This is a genomic window from Sulfitobacter sp. G21635-S1 (assembly GCF_027213915.1).
In the GTDB taxonomy this organism is placed as follows: domain Bacteria; phylum Pseudomonadota; class Alphaproteobacteria; order Rhodobacterales; family Rhodobacteraceae; genus Sulfitobacter.
Genome location: NZ_JAPWGV010000018.1, coordinates 76,755 through 90,041 on the forward strand (window position 1 = coordinate 76,755; position 13,287 = coordinate 90,041).

Here is a 13,287-nt window from a genome sequence, read left to right on the forward strand (position 1 = left end):
AAGTCGCAGATCACCTTTCGCATTCGACCGAAAGGTGACGTCGCGAACACGTGAATCATGTATGTCCCACAACGCTCTAGCGCTGTTGCACATCGTCGGGCGTCAGGGTGATATCGGCGGGCAGCGCGTCGGCAATCACGGTGTTTGCGTTCAGCATGTCGTTCTGATGGACCTTGCGGGCAGCGTCCTGCGGTGAATATCCGTGATCCAGCCAGCGCTGCATCAGCCGGGTTTCCAGAACCTCCGCCGGGACATCCAGCCGGATCGACAGATCCCAGAGCTGTGCCAGATCGCGCCATCCGGGGCGATCCAGCAGCAGATAGTTTCCTTCCAGGATCACGGTTTCAATGGCCGGCCCGACCACCCCGCTGCCTGCAATAGCGCGGTCCAGCCTGCGGTCGAAGCTGGGATAGATCACCTCGTCCTCCTGCGCCAGCCGGGTGACCAGATGGCGCAGCCCCGCCACATCGAAGGTTTCCGGCGCGCCCTTGCGGTGCAGCAGGTCGCGGTCCCGCAGCACGCCGTTGTCCAGGTGAAACCCGTCCATCGGCACCATGCAAAAGGAGGCATCCGCCCCTGCCAGAACCTCCGCCAGCGTGGATTTGCCGCTGGCCGGGGCACCCGCCACGGCGACCAGCCTGCGCTTGCCGCGCATCGGGGCCGCCTTGACGCGGGTGACCAGCGTTTCCAGCACGGGATCAGGCCGCCTGCGGTTCCCTGGCCCCGGTCATGAAGGCCACGGCATCGGACATCGTGTGTTCTTTCGGGTCGATGACGCAGAGCCGTTTGCCCAGCCTGTGGACATGGATGCGGTCTGCCACTTCAAAGACATGCGGCATGTTGTGGCTGATCAGGATGATCGGGATGCCCCGGCTTTTCACGTCCTGGATCAGTTCCAGCACCCGGCGGCTTTCCTTGACGCCAAGTGCGGCGGTCGGCTCGTCCAGGATGATCACCTTGGAGCCAAAGGCCGCTGCCCGCGCCACTGCCACGCCCTGGCGCTGGCCGCCGGACAGGGTTTCAACCGCCTGGTTGATGTTCTGGATCGTCATCAGGCCAAGTTCGCTCAGCTTTTCGCGGGCGATTTCTTCCATCCGCTTGCGGTCGAGCTGGCGCAGCACCTTGCCCCGGAACCCAGGTTTGCGGATCTCGCGGCCCATGAACATATTGTCCGCGATCGACAGGGCCGGGGACATGGCCAGGGTCTGGTAGACCGTCTCGATTCCAGCATTGCGTGCGTCGATGGGCGAGGTGAAGCGGATGTCGCGCCCCTCCAGCGTCACGGTGCCTGCGTCGGGGATGACTGCACCCGACACCGCCTTGATCAGCGATGACTTGCCCGCGCCGTTGTCGCCGATCACCGCCAGGATCTCACCTGGATAAAGATCGAAGTCGCAGTGATCCAGCGCGGTCACCTTGCCGTAACGTTTGACCAATCCGCGTGCTTTGAGAATGGGTTCCATTATGCTGCCACCTTTCTGATCTCAGCGGCTTTGCCGCGTACCCGGCAGGCGATGCCTGCATCGCCGAGAGGGCACTGGTCCACAGTCACGAGGTCGGGGACAGGTTGATGTGAGAATTTGATCTGTTCCATTATGCTGCCACCTTTCTGATCCACTGATCGACGGCCACCGCTGCGATGATCAGCAGGCCGATCAGCAGGAATGTCCATTGTGCGTCCGCCCCCATCAGCCGCAGACCAAGGGTGAAGACACCCACGATCAATGCGCCGAAGAAGGTGCCGAGGATCGAGCCGCGCCCGCCGAAAAGCGAGATGCCCCCGATCACCACGGCGGTGATGCTCTCGATGTTCAAAAGCTGCCCGGAGGTGGGCGAAACCGATCCGATCCGTCCGATCAGCGCCCAGCCGGCAAATCCACAGATCAGCCCGGCGATGGCATAGACCGAGATCAGCGTGCCGCGCACGTTGACGCCGGACAGTTCGGCGGCCTCCGCATCGTCGCCCACGGCATAGACATGCCTGCCCCAGGCCGTGTGTTTCAGCACATAGGCAAGCACCAGCACCAGAAGCAGCATGAAAACCACGCCGAAGGTAAAGACCGCCCCGCCGATGTTGAACTTGGCCCCCATCATCTGCAACAGCGGTGCCTGTTCGGCGATGTCCTGGCTGCGGATGGTTTCATTGGCGGAATAGAGGAAATTCGCCGCCAGAACGATCTGCCACATGCCCAGCGTCACGATGAAGGGGGGCAGTTTCATGGCCGCCACCAGCCAGCCGTTGACCGCCCCGATGGCGGTGCCAAAGGCCAGGCCGCACACCACCGCGATCTCGACCGGCAGCCCGTAGCGGAAGGTGAATTGCCCCATGATCACCGAAGAGATCACCGCGATGGCGCCGACACTCAGGTCGATGCCTGCCGTCAGGATCACCAGGCTTTGCGCAGCGGCGACGATGCCCACGATCTGCACCTGCTGCAGGATCAGCGTCAGCGCGAAGGGCGAAAAGAACTTGGCGCCCAGGATGCTGCCGAAGACCACGATGGATGCCAGCAACACGATCAGCGGTACAAGCGAAGGTGTCGTATGAAGGGCGTGATGGAAGCGGCCGAACAGCCCCTTGTCGTCTTCTTCGAACCGCGCCACATCGGTCGCGGCGGTGGAGGCTGCGGCCTCGAAATTATCGGATTGCGACATGTGCTCTCTCCGTTGAAAATCCGCGACCTGTCAGGCGCCGGATGCAAGAAGGGCGGGCCGTGGCCCGCCCCCGGTCTGCGTTTGGGTTGTCGGCCAGCGTGTCGTTACTGGCCCGAGATTAACGTATTTACAGGCGGCAGGTCAAAAGATCCGCTGCCCTGGCGCTTGCTCAGCCCCAGCAAAGTTCCTTGCCTTCGGCGACGCTGATGCTCTCAACGCCCTCCACGGGCTTGTCTGTCACCAGCGCCACGCCTGTGTCGAAAAAGTCCTTGCCATCTGTCGCGGCGGGTTTGGTGCCGTCCTTGGCAAAGGCGGCAATGGCTTCGATGCCCTTGGAGGCCATCAGCAGCGGATATTGCTGCGAGGTGGCACCGATCACGCCATCGGCGACGTTGGCGACACCGGGGCAGCCGCCATCGACAGAGACGATCAGCACGTCGTTTTCACGACCGATGGCTTTCAGCGCCTCATAGGCGCCCGCCGCTGCCGGCTCGTTGATGGTATAGACCACGTTGATCATCGGATCCTGCGCCAGCAGGTTCTCCATCGCCTTGCGCCCGCCTTCTTCATTGCCGGCGGTCACATCGTTGCCGATGATGCGGGGGTCTTCCTCATCGCCGTTGCGGTTGGGGTCGGCCAGGTCAATGCCGAAACCCTGCAGGAACCCCTGGTCGCGCAGCACGCCGACGGTGGGCTGGCTGACGGCAAGGTCCAGCATCGCAATCTTGGCATCGGCGGTGTCGTCACCCAATGTGGCGGCAGCCCATTTCCCGATCAGCTCACCGGCCAGGAAGTTGTCGGTTGCGAAGGTCATGTCGGCCGCGTCGATCGGGTCAAGCGGGGTGTCCAGCGCGATCACCAGAATGCCCGCATCGCGCGCCTGCTGGACCGCAGGCACGATGGAAGAGGTGTCGGAGGCGGTCAGCAGGATGCCCTTCGCGCCATTGGCGATGCAGGTTTCGATGGCGGAGACCTGTGTTTCGTGGTCGCCGTCGATCTTGCCGGCATAGGTGTTCAGGGTCATGCCCAGCTCTTCCGCCTTGGCGGTGGCCCCTTCGCGCATTTTCACGAAAAAGGGGTTGGTATCGGTCTTGGTGATCAGGCAGGCCGATACGGCATGTGCGTCGGCAAAGGCTGCACCGGTCATGGCGATCAGGCCCAATGCGGTGCCGGCGATGAGTTTTTTCATGGTTTCCTCCCAGAATGTCCAACAAGCGCCTCGAATCGAGTGCTGCTGTGTAGAGACTGAGCAAAACCATAGCGTGTGTCAATTAATAAATAAACTTGATTTACTAATTAATCCAGATCAAGGTTGGCCCATGCAGAACCCGGAAGAAAATGACATGGACTCTTCGGTCGCGATCCGCCCGCTCAGCAATGGTGCGAACCAGAAAGGTCTGCGCAATCACAACGAGCGGCTGATCCTGTCGTTGTTGCATCGCCATGGTCAGATGCCGGGCAGCGACATCGCCCGCGACACCCATCTGTCGGCCCAGACCGTGTCGGTGATCCTGCGCAAATTGGAAAGCGACGGTCTGGTGCTCAAGGGGGAACCGGTCAAGGGGCGGGTGGGCAAGCCTTCGGTGCCGATGGTGGTGAACCCTGCCGGGGCGCTTTCGGTCGGCTTCAAGCTGGGACGACGAAGCAGTGAGCTGCTGCTGACCAATCTGACCGGCGAAATCCTGTTCGAACGTCGCATCGCTTACGATATGGCGATCCCGGACCGGGTCTTTGGCTTTATGAAAGAGGCCTTTGAGGCGGCGGTCGCGGAAATCGGTCCGGCGCAGGCCGAACGCCTCTGCGGCATCGGCATCGCGGCGCCTTTCGAGATCTGGAAATGGGCCGTGTCCGGGGGCAATGCGGACGATCAGTTCATGACGTGGAAAGACACGGTATTCGAAGAGCGTGTGGCGGAGTTTTCCGATCTGCCCGTCTTCATGGTGAACGACGCGACCAGTGCCTGCTGGGCCGAATATGTCTATGGCCGGGGCAAGGAGTTCCGGGATTTCGCCTATTTCTTTGTCTCCACTTTCATTGGCGGCGGGATTGTCCTGAACCATTCGGTCTATGAGGGGGCTTCCGGCAATGCAGGCGCCCTGGGGTCGCTGCGTGTGGGTGACAAGGACGGGCGCACGCGGCAATTGGTCGATGTGGCATCCATTCATCTTCTGGAAACCAAGCTGAGCGCGGCAGGGATCGACCCCCGCGCGTTATGGGTGCAGCCACAGGATTGGTCCGACTTCGAGCCGCTGGTTGCGGAATGGATCGAGGAAATCGCCTCCGAAATCGCGCGCGCGGCCCTGTCCGCCTGCGCGGTGATTGATTTCGAGGCGGTGGTCATCGATGGTGCCTTCCCCCAGACCATCCGCAGCAGGCTTGTGGAGCAGGTCCGCGCCTGCATGGCGACCGAGGACAGCCGCGGCCTGATCCTGCCACGCCTGGAGGCGGGGGGAATCGGCGGGGATGCCCGCGCCATCGGGGCGGCTTGCGCGCCAATCTTCAGCCAGTATTTTCTGATGGCCCATTCCTTTTCCGTGGACTGACCGTCCGATACCAAAGGCACCCTAGGCTCTGGACCCATTAATTCTATATGCTCAGTTTGACAGATTTTTTTGCAGGCCAGGAACATCTGCGCAAGAATAGTGGTTCTATTTCGAGCAGATGTGACGCCTCCTCTCGGGACATTGCTGCGCAATGCCCTGCCGGGCAATGGGCTGCGGGAAAATCCGTCAAACCCGAAGGGCGGCGATTTCGCTTCATTTCAACGTCTTGGGTCGCTTGCAAATAGAACCACTATTGGCTGCACGCCCCAAACCTTTGAAATTTTGCGAAATCGCCGCTGAGTATATAGAATTAATGGATCCAGAGCCTAGATGAAACGCTCCCGCATCAACGAACTGCTGGCCGAGGCGGATGAAATGATCCGCCGTCACGGCTTTGTGCTGCCGCCCTTTGCCGATTGGACACCGGAAGAATTCCCGGAACGCGCCGCCGCCGCGCCCCATGTCGTCACCGCGCGTTGCGGCTGGGATGTGACCGACTACGGTGCCGGGCGTTTCGATGAGATGGGGCTGGTGCTGTTCACCCTGCGCAATGGTCTGCCGGGCGATCTCACCGCGGGGCGCGGCATGTGCTATGCCGAAAAACTGCTGATCTCGAAGCGCGATCAATTGTCGCCCATGCACACCCATGTGATCAAGGCCGAAGACATCATCAACCGGGGCGGTGCGACACTGGTGGTCGAGCTTTTCGGCTCGGACGGGACCGGGGCATTTGCCCCCGACCGGGGCGGCCAGGTCATGTGCGACGGTCTGCTGCGCCCCTATCAGCCGGGAGAAAAGCTGCGTCTGGCACCGGGGCAAAGCGTGACCCTGCGGCCCGGTGACTGGCATGCCTTCTGGGGCGAGGGGGGCGATGTGCTGATCGGTGAGGTCAGCACGGTGAACGACGATGAGACTGACAATGTCTTTCGCGAACCGATCGCCCGGTTCTCAAAGGTGGAAGAAGACGTGACCCCCCGCCGCCTGCTGGTCAGCGACTACGCGGCATTGGCTGGCCACAGCGTCCCGCCTTTAACCTGAAACACCCGGTATCGGAGATTCAAGTTTAAGGCGGGGCGCATTAGCGCTATTCGGCGGCGTGCTGATGCACCTGCGCGCCTTCGGGGATGGTGGGCGCGGCGCTGTTCAGTGCCTCGATGGCGAAACCGGCGGCGGCCTTGTACTTTGCCATGAACTCTGCCCGTTCCGCGGCCGGGATCACCTCGTCGATATTGTCGAAACTGCCGCCGCAGCGGTCGTTCACCATGTTGAGCAGCCCGAAGGGACCGGCACCCCGGTTGCGCAGGATCAGCGCGGAGATCGGCGCGCAGAGTTTCGCATCGAAGGCCGCCAGCGCCGCAGGTGTCACCCCATGGGCGAGGAAAGCCGCGCCCAGTTCCCGGGCGTCGACGATGGCCTGGCTGGCCCCGTTCGACCCGGTGGGATACATCGCATGGGCGGCATCGCCCATCAGGGCCACCGGCCCGTCAACCCATGTCTCCACCGGGTCGCGGTCGATCATCGGGTTTTCATAGGCCACATCCGCGCCGCGCAGCAGGGCAGGCACATCGAGCCAGTCATAAACCCAATCGTCGAAATGATGGGCAAAGTCGTCGATCTGCACCTGCCGGAACCAGCCGATGTCATCGCGTGCGCCGGGATCGTCCATGGTGACTTCGGCGATCCAGTTGACCTGTGCCAGACCGGTGTCGGGATCGGCGGGCGAGATCGGGTAGATCACCATGCGCTGGCGATGGGTGCCCAACCCGATGAAGGATGATCCGGTACGCACGGGTCTGGCCATGCTGGTGCCACGCCACATGACGGCACCGCCCCAATGGATCGGCGGCTGGTCGGGGTGCATCTGCGCGCGCACCTTGGAGTGAATGCCGTCGGCGCCGATCAGCAGCGCGCCGGCCTCGCGCCGTTCCGATCCGTCGGCGGAGGTCACGATGGCGTTGACCCCGCCACCGGGCGTCTTTTCGTATCCTGCCACACGGCAGCCCAGTTGCACCGCATCCTGACCCGCCCGGTCCATCAGGACCTGTGCCAGTAGCATCTGCAACTGCCCCCGGTGCATCGCATATTGCGGCCAGTTGTATCCTGCCTCCAGCCCGCGCGGCTCGGCATAGATTTCCTGGCCTTGCTGGCCCACCAGCGCCCATTCGCGCGCAGGCACCCCGGCCTTGTCCAGCTCCGCGGCCGTGATGCCCATCTCGAACAATTCGCGCACCGCATTGGGTTGCAGGTTGATGCCCACGCCAAGGGGGCGCAGCGCGCTGACGGATTCGAAAATGGTGAAGGGCACCCCGATCTGGTGCAGCGTCAGCCCAAGGGCGAGACCGCCGATACCGGCCCCGGCGATGATAACTCTGTTCTCTGGCATGGTCCCTCGGCTGGTCTGATTGGCTTGCGTCGCGACCTTATAGGCAGGTTTCCACCTGGGGTCAGCCCCGTTCGAAGGTCACCTTGCCATCGCAGATTGTCACCTGCGCCTGCGCCCGGGTGATCTCCGCCGGCGGCAGGGTGTTCAGATCATGGCTCATCACTGCGATGTCGGCCATCATGCCCGCCTTGATCTGCCCCTTGCGGTCCTCGTTGAACTCCACCCAGGCATTGTCGCGGGTATAGCTGGCCAGCGTGTCATGCAGGCTTTGGGTCTGGTCGCGCCAGTCGGGGCCAAGATCCAGCGGTGCAATCGCGGCCTTGATATTGGGCATGACGTCCAGCGGGATCACCGGCCAGTCGGTGGAAAACACGACCCGCGCGCCGGTGTTGCGGATGTCCTGCCAGGCATAGGCCCCGGCGATCTGGTCGGCATGCAGATATTGTCCCACCGCGCCGGGGGGGAAGATATGGCCGCGCGGGGCGTGGCCCGGCTGGATCGAAGCGACGATGCCCAGTTCGGCCAGCCGCGGGATATCCTGCACATGCATGACCTCAAGGTGTTCGATCCGGTGGCGGCTGTCGCGCTTGCCATTGGCGGCCTGGGCGGCGGCATAGGCGTCGATCGTGCGGCGCACGCCTGCGTCGCCGATGGCATGGACGGCAATCTGCATCCCGTGGCGGTCGGCCTCCTGCGCGGCGGCGACGAAATGCGCTTGGGTAAAGACCTCATCACCCATGTTGCCGTCCTTGCCCAGATCACCGGGATAGGGTTGCAGCATCAGCGCGGTGCCGCTTTCGATCACCCCGTCGATGAACATCTTCATATGCCCACACCAGACCTTGTCGCCCCGGTAGCGGTCGCGCATGGGCACGCCTTCGGCGGCGATGCGGTCAATCGGATCGGTGCCCTTGAAGTGGAAGGGCACCATGCAGCGACAGAGCAGGCGGCCCTCGGCCTCAAGTTCGGTCAGCAGTTCCAGCTGGTAGAGGTTGCCGTCCATCAGATGCAGCCCGGTGATGCCCTGTGCGGCGCAATGTGCAAGGCCCCGGGCGATCACGTCCTTGTCCATTTCGCGTTGCGCGGGCGTCGGGGCCGGGACCGGGTCCTTGCCCGTGGTCAGCCCCATCATCTCGCGCCCCGCGTGACGGGTCAGGGCGAGAACCGGGCTGTAGGCGCCGGGTTCCAGAAGTTCACCGCTGGCCAGCCCGTCGTCGCCCATCACGATCTCCGATCCGGCATCGACCGCGCCGCCCTGCAACAGGCCCGCGGCCTCCAGTGCGGCGGTATTGGCCCAGACGGTGTGGTGATCCGGCGCAAACATCGCCAGCGGGCGGTCCGGCAGGATGGTGTCGAGGTCATGGCGGGTCGGGGTCCGGCCGGTGCCAAGGATGCCGTAATCGGCCATGACGCAGAAAACGAGGTCATCACCGGGATTGGCCGCGGCATGGGGGCGGATCATCTCGGCCATCGCCTCCAGCCCTTCAACGCCGTAAAGGCTGAGGCTTTCCAGTTCGACCGACCCCCCGAAGAGATGCACATGGCTGTCGATCAGGCCCGGCAGCACGGTGCCGCCCTTTGCGTCGATCATGCGGGTGGTGTCACCGGCCAGCGCCGTTACCTCCGCATCGGTGCCCACGGCGGTGAGCGTCCCGCCCGTGATCGCAAGCGCCTGCGCCTCGGGCTGATCGGGGTCGAAGGTCATCAGCTTGCCGTTGTGGATGATGATGTCGGGGGTCATTCAATAGCTCCGTGGAGGGGGCGATTTCTTTGAAGAAATCGGTCCGGAGTTTTTGAAAACTCCGGGACAGGCGACAGCCGCGATGCAGGATCGCGGCTGCCTCTCGGTTTACTTCTGCAGTTCGGTCCAGATCGCGGTGTAGATCTTGGTTGCTTCCGGCGGGCAGGTCTTGGCCACATAGGCGGCCCCTTTCAGCTCTTCAGGGACCACGATTTCCGGCGCGGTCTTCATGTCGTCGGGCATGAAGGCCTCGGACCCTGCGATCCCGTTTGCATAACGGGCAAATGCCGAGAGCATCGCGGCGTTTTCGGGGTCCATGATGAAGTTGAGGAAGGTCTTGGCCTCTTCCACGTTCTGCGCATCTGTGAGGATCGCGGCATTGTCCATCCAGACCGGATAGCCTTCCTGCGGATAGCCGAAAGCGATGTCCGGGTTCTGGTTGCGCGACCGCATGGAGGCGCCGTTCCAGTTCACCCCGGCATAGACATCGCCTTTGGCGAATTTCTCGATCATGCCATAGTCCATCGACAGCCAGTTCTTCTTGGCCTCGACAAGGGTATCGCGCACTTTTTTCAGGACTTCCTTGTCGGCGGTGCATTGGTCGCCACCGACATAATGGATCGCCATGCCCATCACGTCATTCATTTCAGGGACCACGTTGATCTTGCCCTTGAGCTCTTCGGGCGGGTCAAAGACCATGGCAGCGGTATTGATGTCGCCGTCATAAATCGAGGTGTTCACGGTCACCCCCACGGTGCCCCATTGCCATGGCACGGTGTAGTTCCGGCCCGGGTCGAATTCCACATCGACCCATTGCGGATCCATGTTCTTGAAATTCTCCATCTCGTTGGGCTTGCTTTCCATCAGCAGCCCCTCGCCGATGAAGATCGGCACATAGGTGCCCGAGGGGACCACGATATCAAACCCGTGACCGCCAGCCTTGATCTTGGCCAGCGCGGTATCATTGCTGTCGTAATCCGTGATCGTCACCTTGATCCCGGTTTCTGCCTCGAACTTCTCGATCATCTCGGGGCTGGTGTAATTGCCCCAGTTGTAGATGTTCAGCTGCCCTTCGGCAAAGGCAGGTGTGGCCAGCACCAGTGTCAGGGCCGTCAGTGTCTTTTTCATTGTCTTACTCCCGTTGGCTTAGTTTTTGATTTTGCCCAGCACGGTGAACGCGATGACGAAGGTCACCGAGATGCCAAACAGTACGGTCGAGATCGCATTGACCTCTGGCGTGACCACCCGCCGCAACTGGCCGAGCATGTAGGTCGGCAGCGTATCCTGTCCTGCGGATTTAACAAACTCCGTGATCACCACATCGTCCAGCGAAATCACGAAGGCCAGCATCGCCCCGGCCAGAATTCCCGGCCAGAGCTGGGGCAGGGTGACCCGGCGGAACACCTTGAAAGGGGTGGCATAGAGGTCGGCGGCGGCCTGTTCCAGGCTCAGGTCCATGCCTTGCAGCCGCGCCCGGATCGGCAGGTAGGCAAAGGGGATGCAAAAGGCGGAATGCGCGACGATCAGATAGGCCAGCCCGGTATAGCCGGTCGCGACCTTTATCATCGCGAAGAAGATCAGCAGCGCCACCGCGGTCACGATCTCGGGCACCATCAGGGGCTGGTTGATCATGGCAAAGACCGCCGCCTGTCCCTTGAACTTGCGCGTGCGGGTTGTGGCAAGGGCGGCCAGCACCGCGCAGGTGGTCGAGATGGCAGAGGCCCAAAGTGCGATGATCAGGCTGCGCACGGTGGCCTCCTGCACCTGGTCGTTTTGCCATGCGGATTGATACCAGCGCCAGGAGAACCCCTCCCAGATCGCGACGGAGGTGCCGGAGTTGAAGGAATAGACCACCAGCAGGATGATCGGCAGGTAAAGCAGTACGAAACAGGTGATCGCAATGGTGGTGAAGCCGTTTTGCCGGCTGACGTTGAATGCCTTAGACACGATGCGGCTCCTGGTTCCCGGCGGCGCGGACGTAGGCCATCAGGGCCACCATCACGATGGCCAGCAGCGTGATCGACAGCGCCGCCCCCAGCGGCCAGTTGCGGCCCTGGCCGAACTGCAGCTCGATCAGGTTGCCGATCATCAGCTGGTTGCCGCCGCCCATGACGCGGGGCGTCACGTAGGCGCCCAGCGAAGGCACGAAGACCAGGATCGACCCGGCGATGACCCCCGGTTTGACCAGCGGCAGGATCACCCGGCGCAGCACTTTCAGGCGCGTGGCGTAAAGGTCGTATCCGGCCTCGACCAGGCTGAAATCCAGCCGCTCCATCGAGGCATAGAGCGGCAGCACCATCAGGGGCAGATAGACATAGACCATGCCGAGCAGGATCGAGAATTCGGTGAACAGCATCTGGATCGGTGTGTCGATGATTCCCAGCCAGATCAGCAGCGTGTTGACCGTGCCTTCCGCCCGGATCAACTCTACCACCGCGAAGGTGCGGATCAGCAGGTTGGTCCAGAACGGAATGATGATCAGCAGCATCCACAGATCGCGCTGCTTTTTCGGGCGGGTCGCGATGAAATAGGCGGTGGGAAAGCCGAAGAAAAGGCAGAGCACCGTGGTCATCAGCGACAGTTTCACCGAGCGCCAGAAGATACTCAGATGCGCGTCGGACCAGCCCAGCGTATCGTCGAAGATGTCGCGTTCCATGACCACGTTGAACCAGGCCTGCCAGGAAGCCTGCCATTCGACACCGCCGTAATCGCCGGGGGTCAGGAAGGAATAGACCAGCGTGATCAGCAAAGGTCCGGCTGCGGCGAAGACAAGGATGAACAGGGCAGGTGCCAGCAGCAGCCAGCGGCGGCGGCTGGCCTGAGTCTCGGCGGCAGAGGACAGATCGGCCATCAGGTCAATCCTTCAGGACCTGACCGATGCCGGGTGCAAAATGCACGCCGACCCGGTCGCCGGAGGAAAACTGCGACGTCGCATCCGGGCGGTTCTGCTGACGCACCACAAAGCCGGTCCCGTCCTCCAGCGCCACATGGTAATGCGTGTCGGTCCCGAAATAGACAACTTCGCCCAGGGTGCCGGCCAGCAGGCCCTCGGCCTCGGGGCCGATGCTGGCGTGTTCGGGCCGCACGGCGAGCGTGACCTTGCCCTTTTGCGATCCGCTTTCGGCGGCGCGGGCCGCGATCTGTTTGCCGGATGACAGGCGTATCGTGGCGGTTTGCCCGGCAGTCTCGATCAGCTCTGCGGGCAGGAAATTGGTATCCCCGATGAAATCCGCGACAAAGCGCTCGGCGGGCTGGTCGTAGATCTGCCGGGGGTTGCCGATCTGCCGGATTTCGCCCGCGTTCATCACCGCGATCCGGTCCGACATGGTCAGCGCCTCTTCCTGATCGTGGGTGACAAAGACAAAGGTGATCCCGGTCTCCATCTGCAGGCGTTTGAGTTCCAGCTGCATGTCCTTGCGCAGCTTGAAATCCAGCGCGCTGAGCGGCTCGTCCAGCAACAGCACGCGCGGCTTGGGGGCCAGGGCACGGGCCAGTGCCACGCGCTGCTGCTGGCCGCCGGAGATCTGGCCGGTCTGGCGGTCTGCCATCTCCGTCATCTTGACCAGCGCCATCATCTCGTCGACGGTCCGGCCGATCTCCGCCTTGGGTTTGCCCAGCATTTCAAGGCCGAAACTGATGTTCTGGGCCACGGTCAGATGCGGGAACAGGGCATAGCTCTGGAATACCGTGTTCACCGGCCGCTTGTAGGGCGGCAACTCCAGCAGGTTTTCACCATGCATGGTCAGACTGCCTGCCGTCGGGTGCTCGAACCCGGCGATCATCCGCAGCAAGGTTGTCTTGCCGCAGCCCGACGGACCCAGCAGGGTGAAAAATTCGTTGTCCTTGATGTCGATGCTGGCATCCGCCAACGCAACGACGGGCGGTTGTCCCGGATAGACCTTGCGCAGATTGCGTACACTGATGGCTGTCGCCACTTTTAGCGTTCCCCCTGTTATGGTCTTCTC

13 protein-coding genes are annotated in these 13,287 nt (G+C 62.4%); 2 read left to right on the forward strand and 11 right to left on the reverse strand.

Annotated elements, in window-relative coordinates; all coding sequences use genetic code 11:
• Positions 1 to 76: 76 nt before the first annotated feature.
• The 5 genes from O4H53_RS17140 to O4H53_RS17160 form a co-directional block, all read right to left on the reverse strand.
• A complete protein-coding gene (locus O4H53_RS17140) occupies positions 77 to 655 on the reverse strand; it encodes a nucleoside/nucleotide kinase family protein (protein ID WP_269365777.1) in 579 nt (192 codons plus the stop codon).
• Between the two features lie 43 nt (positions 656 to 698).
• Positions 699 to 1,463, reverse strand: coding sequence for an ATP-binding cassette domain-containing protein (locus O4H53_RS17145; RefSeq protein WP_269365725.1), 765 nt, complete (start codon positions 1,461 to 1,463; stop codon positions 699 to 701).
• Entirely contained in the window at positions 1,463 to 1,594 is a 132-nt protein-coding gene (locus tag O4H53_RS17150) for a hypothetical protein (RefSeq protein WP_269365726.1), read from the reverse strand. Before O4H53_RS17150 ends, O4H53_RS17145 begins: the two co-directional genes overlap by 1 nt.
• A complete protein-coding gene (locus O4H53_RS17155) occupies positions 1,594 to 2,655 on the reverse strand; it encodes an ABC transporter permease (protein WP_269365728.1) in 1,062 nt (353 codons plus the stop codon). The genes O4H53_RS17150 and O4H53_RS17155 overlap by 1 nt, the downstream gene beginning before the upstream one ends.
• A 169-nt stretch (positions 2,656 to 2,824) precedes the next feature.
• A complete protein-coding gene (locus tag O4H53_RS17160) occupies positions 2,825 to 3,844 on the reverse strand; it encodes a sugar ABC transporter substrate-binding protein (protein WP_269365729.1) in 1,020 nt (339 codons plus the stop codon).
• 130 nt (positions 3,845 to 3,974) lie between these two features.
• On the opposite strand from O4H53_RS17160, the gene O4H53_RS17165 reads away from it, so the two are divergent.
• Both O4H53_RS17165 and O4H53_RS17170 read left to right on the forward strand, forming a co-directional pair.
• Positions 3,975 to 5,198, forward strand: a complete 1,224-nt coding sequence (locus tag O4H53_RS17165) for an ROK family transcriptional regulator (protein WP_269365731.1) — start codon at positions 3,975 to 3,977, stop codon at positions 5,196 to 5,198.
• 330 nt (positions 5,199 to 5,528) lie between these two features.
• Positions 5,529 to 6,236, forward strand: a complete 708-nt coding sequence (locus O4H53_RS17170; RefSeq protein WP_269365732.1) for a D-lyxose/D-mannose family sugar isomerase — start codon at positions 5,529 to 5,531, stop codon at positions 6,234 to 6,236.
• 46 nt (positions 6,237 to 6,282) lie between these two features.
• Here O4H53_RS17170 and O4H53_RS17175 read toward each other — a convergent pair whose 3' ends face one another.
• The 6 genes from O4H53_RS17175 to O4H53_RS17200 all read right to left on the reverse strand — a co-directional run bounded on the left by O4H53_RS17175 (position 6,283) and on the right by O4H53_RS17200 (position 13,257).
• Positions 6,283 to 7,581, reverse strand: coding sequence for a flavin-dependent oxidoreductase (locus tag O4H53_RS17175; protein WP_269365733.1), 1,299 nt, complete (start codon positions 7,579 to 7,581; stop codon positions 6,283 to 6,285).
• 61 nt (positions 7,582 to 7,642) lie between these two features.
• Positions 7,643 to 9,322, reverse strand: a complete 1,680-nt coding sequence (locus O4H53_RS17180) for an amidohydrolase (protein ID WP_269365734.1) — start codon at positions 9,320 to 9,322, stop codon at positions 7,643 to 7,645.
• Positions 9,323 to 9,430: 108 nt separating this feature from the next.
• Positions 9,431 to 10,450, reverse strand: a complete 1,020-nt coding sequence (locus tag O4H53_RS17185; RefSeq protein ID WP_269365735.1) for an ABC transporter substrate-binding protein — start codon at positions 10,448 to 10,450, stop codon at positions 9,431 to 9,433.
• 18 nt (positions 10,451 to 10,468) lie between these two features.
• Complete coding sequence (locus tag O4H53_RS17190) at positions 10,469 to 11,269, reverse strand: ABC transporter permease (protein WP_269365736.1); 801 nt, start codon at positions 11,267 to 11,269, stop codon at positions 10,469 to 10,471.
• Positions 11,262 to 12,173, reverse strand: a complete 912-nt coding sequence (locus O4H53_RS17195) for an ABC transporter permease (protein ID WP_269365738.1) — start codon at positions 12,171 to 12,173, stop codon at positions 11,262 to 11,264. The genes O4H53_RS17190 and O4H53_RS17195 overlap by 8 nt, the downstream gene beginning before the upstream one ends.
• Before the next feature lie 4 nt (positions 12,174 to 12,177).
• Complete coding sequence (locus O4H53_RS17200) at positions 12,178 to 13,257, reverse strand: ABC transporter ATP-binding protein (protein ID WP_443069613.1); 1,080 nt, start codon at positions 13,255 to 13,257, stop codon at positions 12,178 to 12,180.
• Positions 13,258 to 13,287 lie beyond the last annotated feature (30 nt).

What these genes read in the sequence shown, in the direction of transcription:
- O4H53_RS17140 (WP_269365777.1), bottom strand. Translation starts at nt 655, where the DNA reads ATGCGCGGCAAGCGCAGGCTGGTCGCCGTGGCGGGTGCCCCGGCCAGC.
- O4H53_RS17145 (WP_269365725.1), bottom strand. Translation starts at nt 1,463, where the DNA reads ATGGAACCCATTCTCAAAGCACGCGGATTGGTCAAACGTTACGGCAAG.
- O4H53_RS17150 (WP_269365726.1), bottom strand. Translation starts at nt 1,594, where the DNA reads ATGGAACAGATCAAATTCTCACATCAACCTGTCCCCGACCTCGTGACT.
- O4H53_RS17155 (WP_269365728.1), bottom strand. Translation starts at nt 2,655, where the DNA reads ATGTCGCAATCCGATAATTTCGAGGCCGCAGCCTCCACCGCCGCGACC.
- O4H53_RS17160 (WP_269365729.1), bottom strand. Translation starts at nt 3,844, where the DNA reads ATGAAAAAACTCATCGCCGGCACCGCATTGGGCCTGATCGCCATGACC.
- O4H53_RS17165 (WP_269365731.1), top strand. Translation starts at nt 3,975, where the DNA reads ATGCAGAACCCGGAAGAAAATGACATGGACTCTTCGGTCGCGATCCGC.
- O4H53_RS17170 (WP_269365732.1), top strand. Translation starts at nt 5,529, where the DNA reads ATGAAACGCTCCCGCATCAACGAACTGCTGGCCGAGGCGGATGAAATG.
- O4H53_RS17175 (WP_269365733.1), bottom strand. Translation starts at nt 7,581, where the DNA reads ATGCCAGAGAACAGAGTTATCATCGCCGGGGCCGGTATCGGCGGTCTC.
- O4H53_RS17180 (WP_269365734.1), bottom strand. Translation starts at nt 9,322, where the DNA reads ATGACCCCCGACATCATCATCCACAACGGCAAGCTGATGACCTTCGAC.
- O4H53_RS17185 (WP_269365735.1), bottom strand. Translation starts at nt 10,450, where the DNA reads ATGAAAAAGACACTGACGGCCCTGACACTGGTGCTGGCCACACCTGCC.
- O4H53_RS17195 (WP_269365738.1), bottom strand. Translation starts at nt 12,173, where the DNA reads ATGGCCGATCTGTCCTCTGCCGCCGAGACTCAGGCCAGCCGCCGCCGC.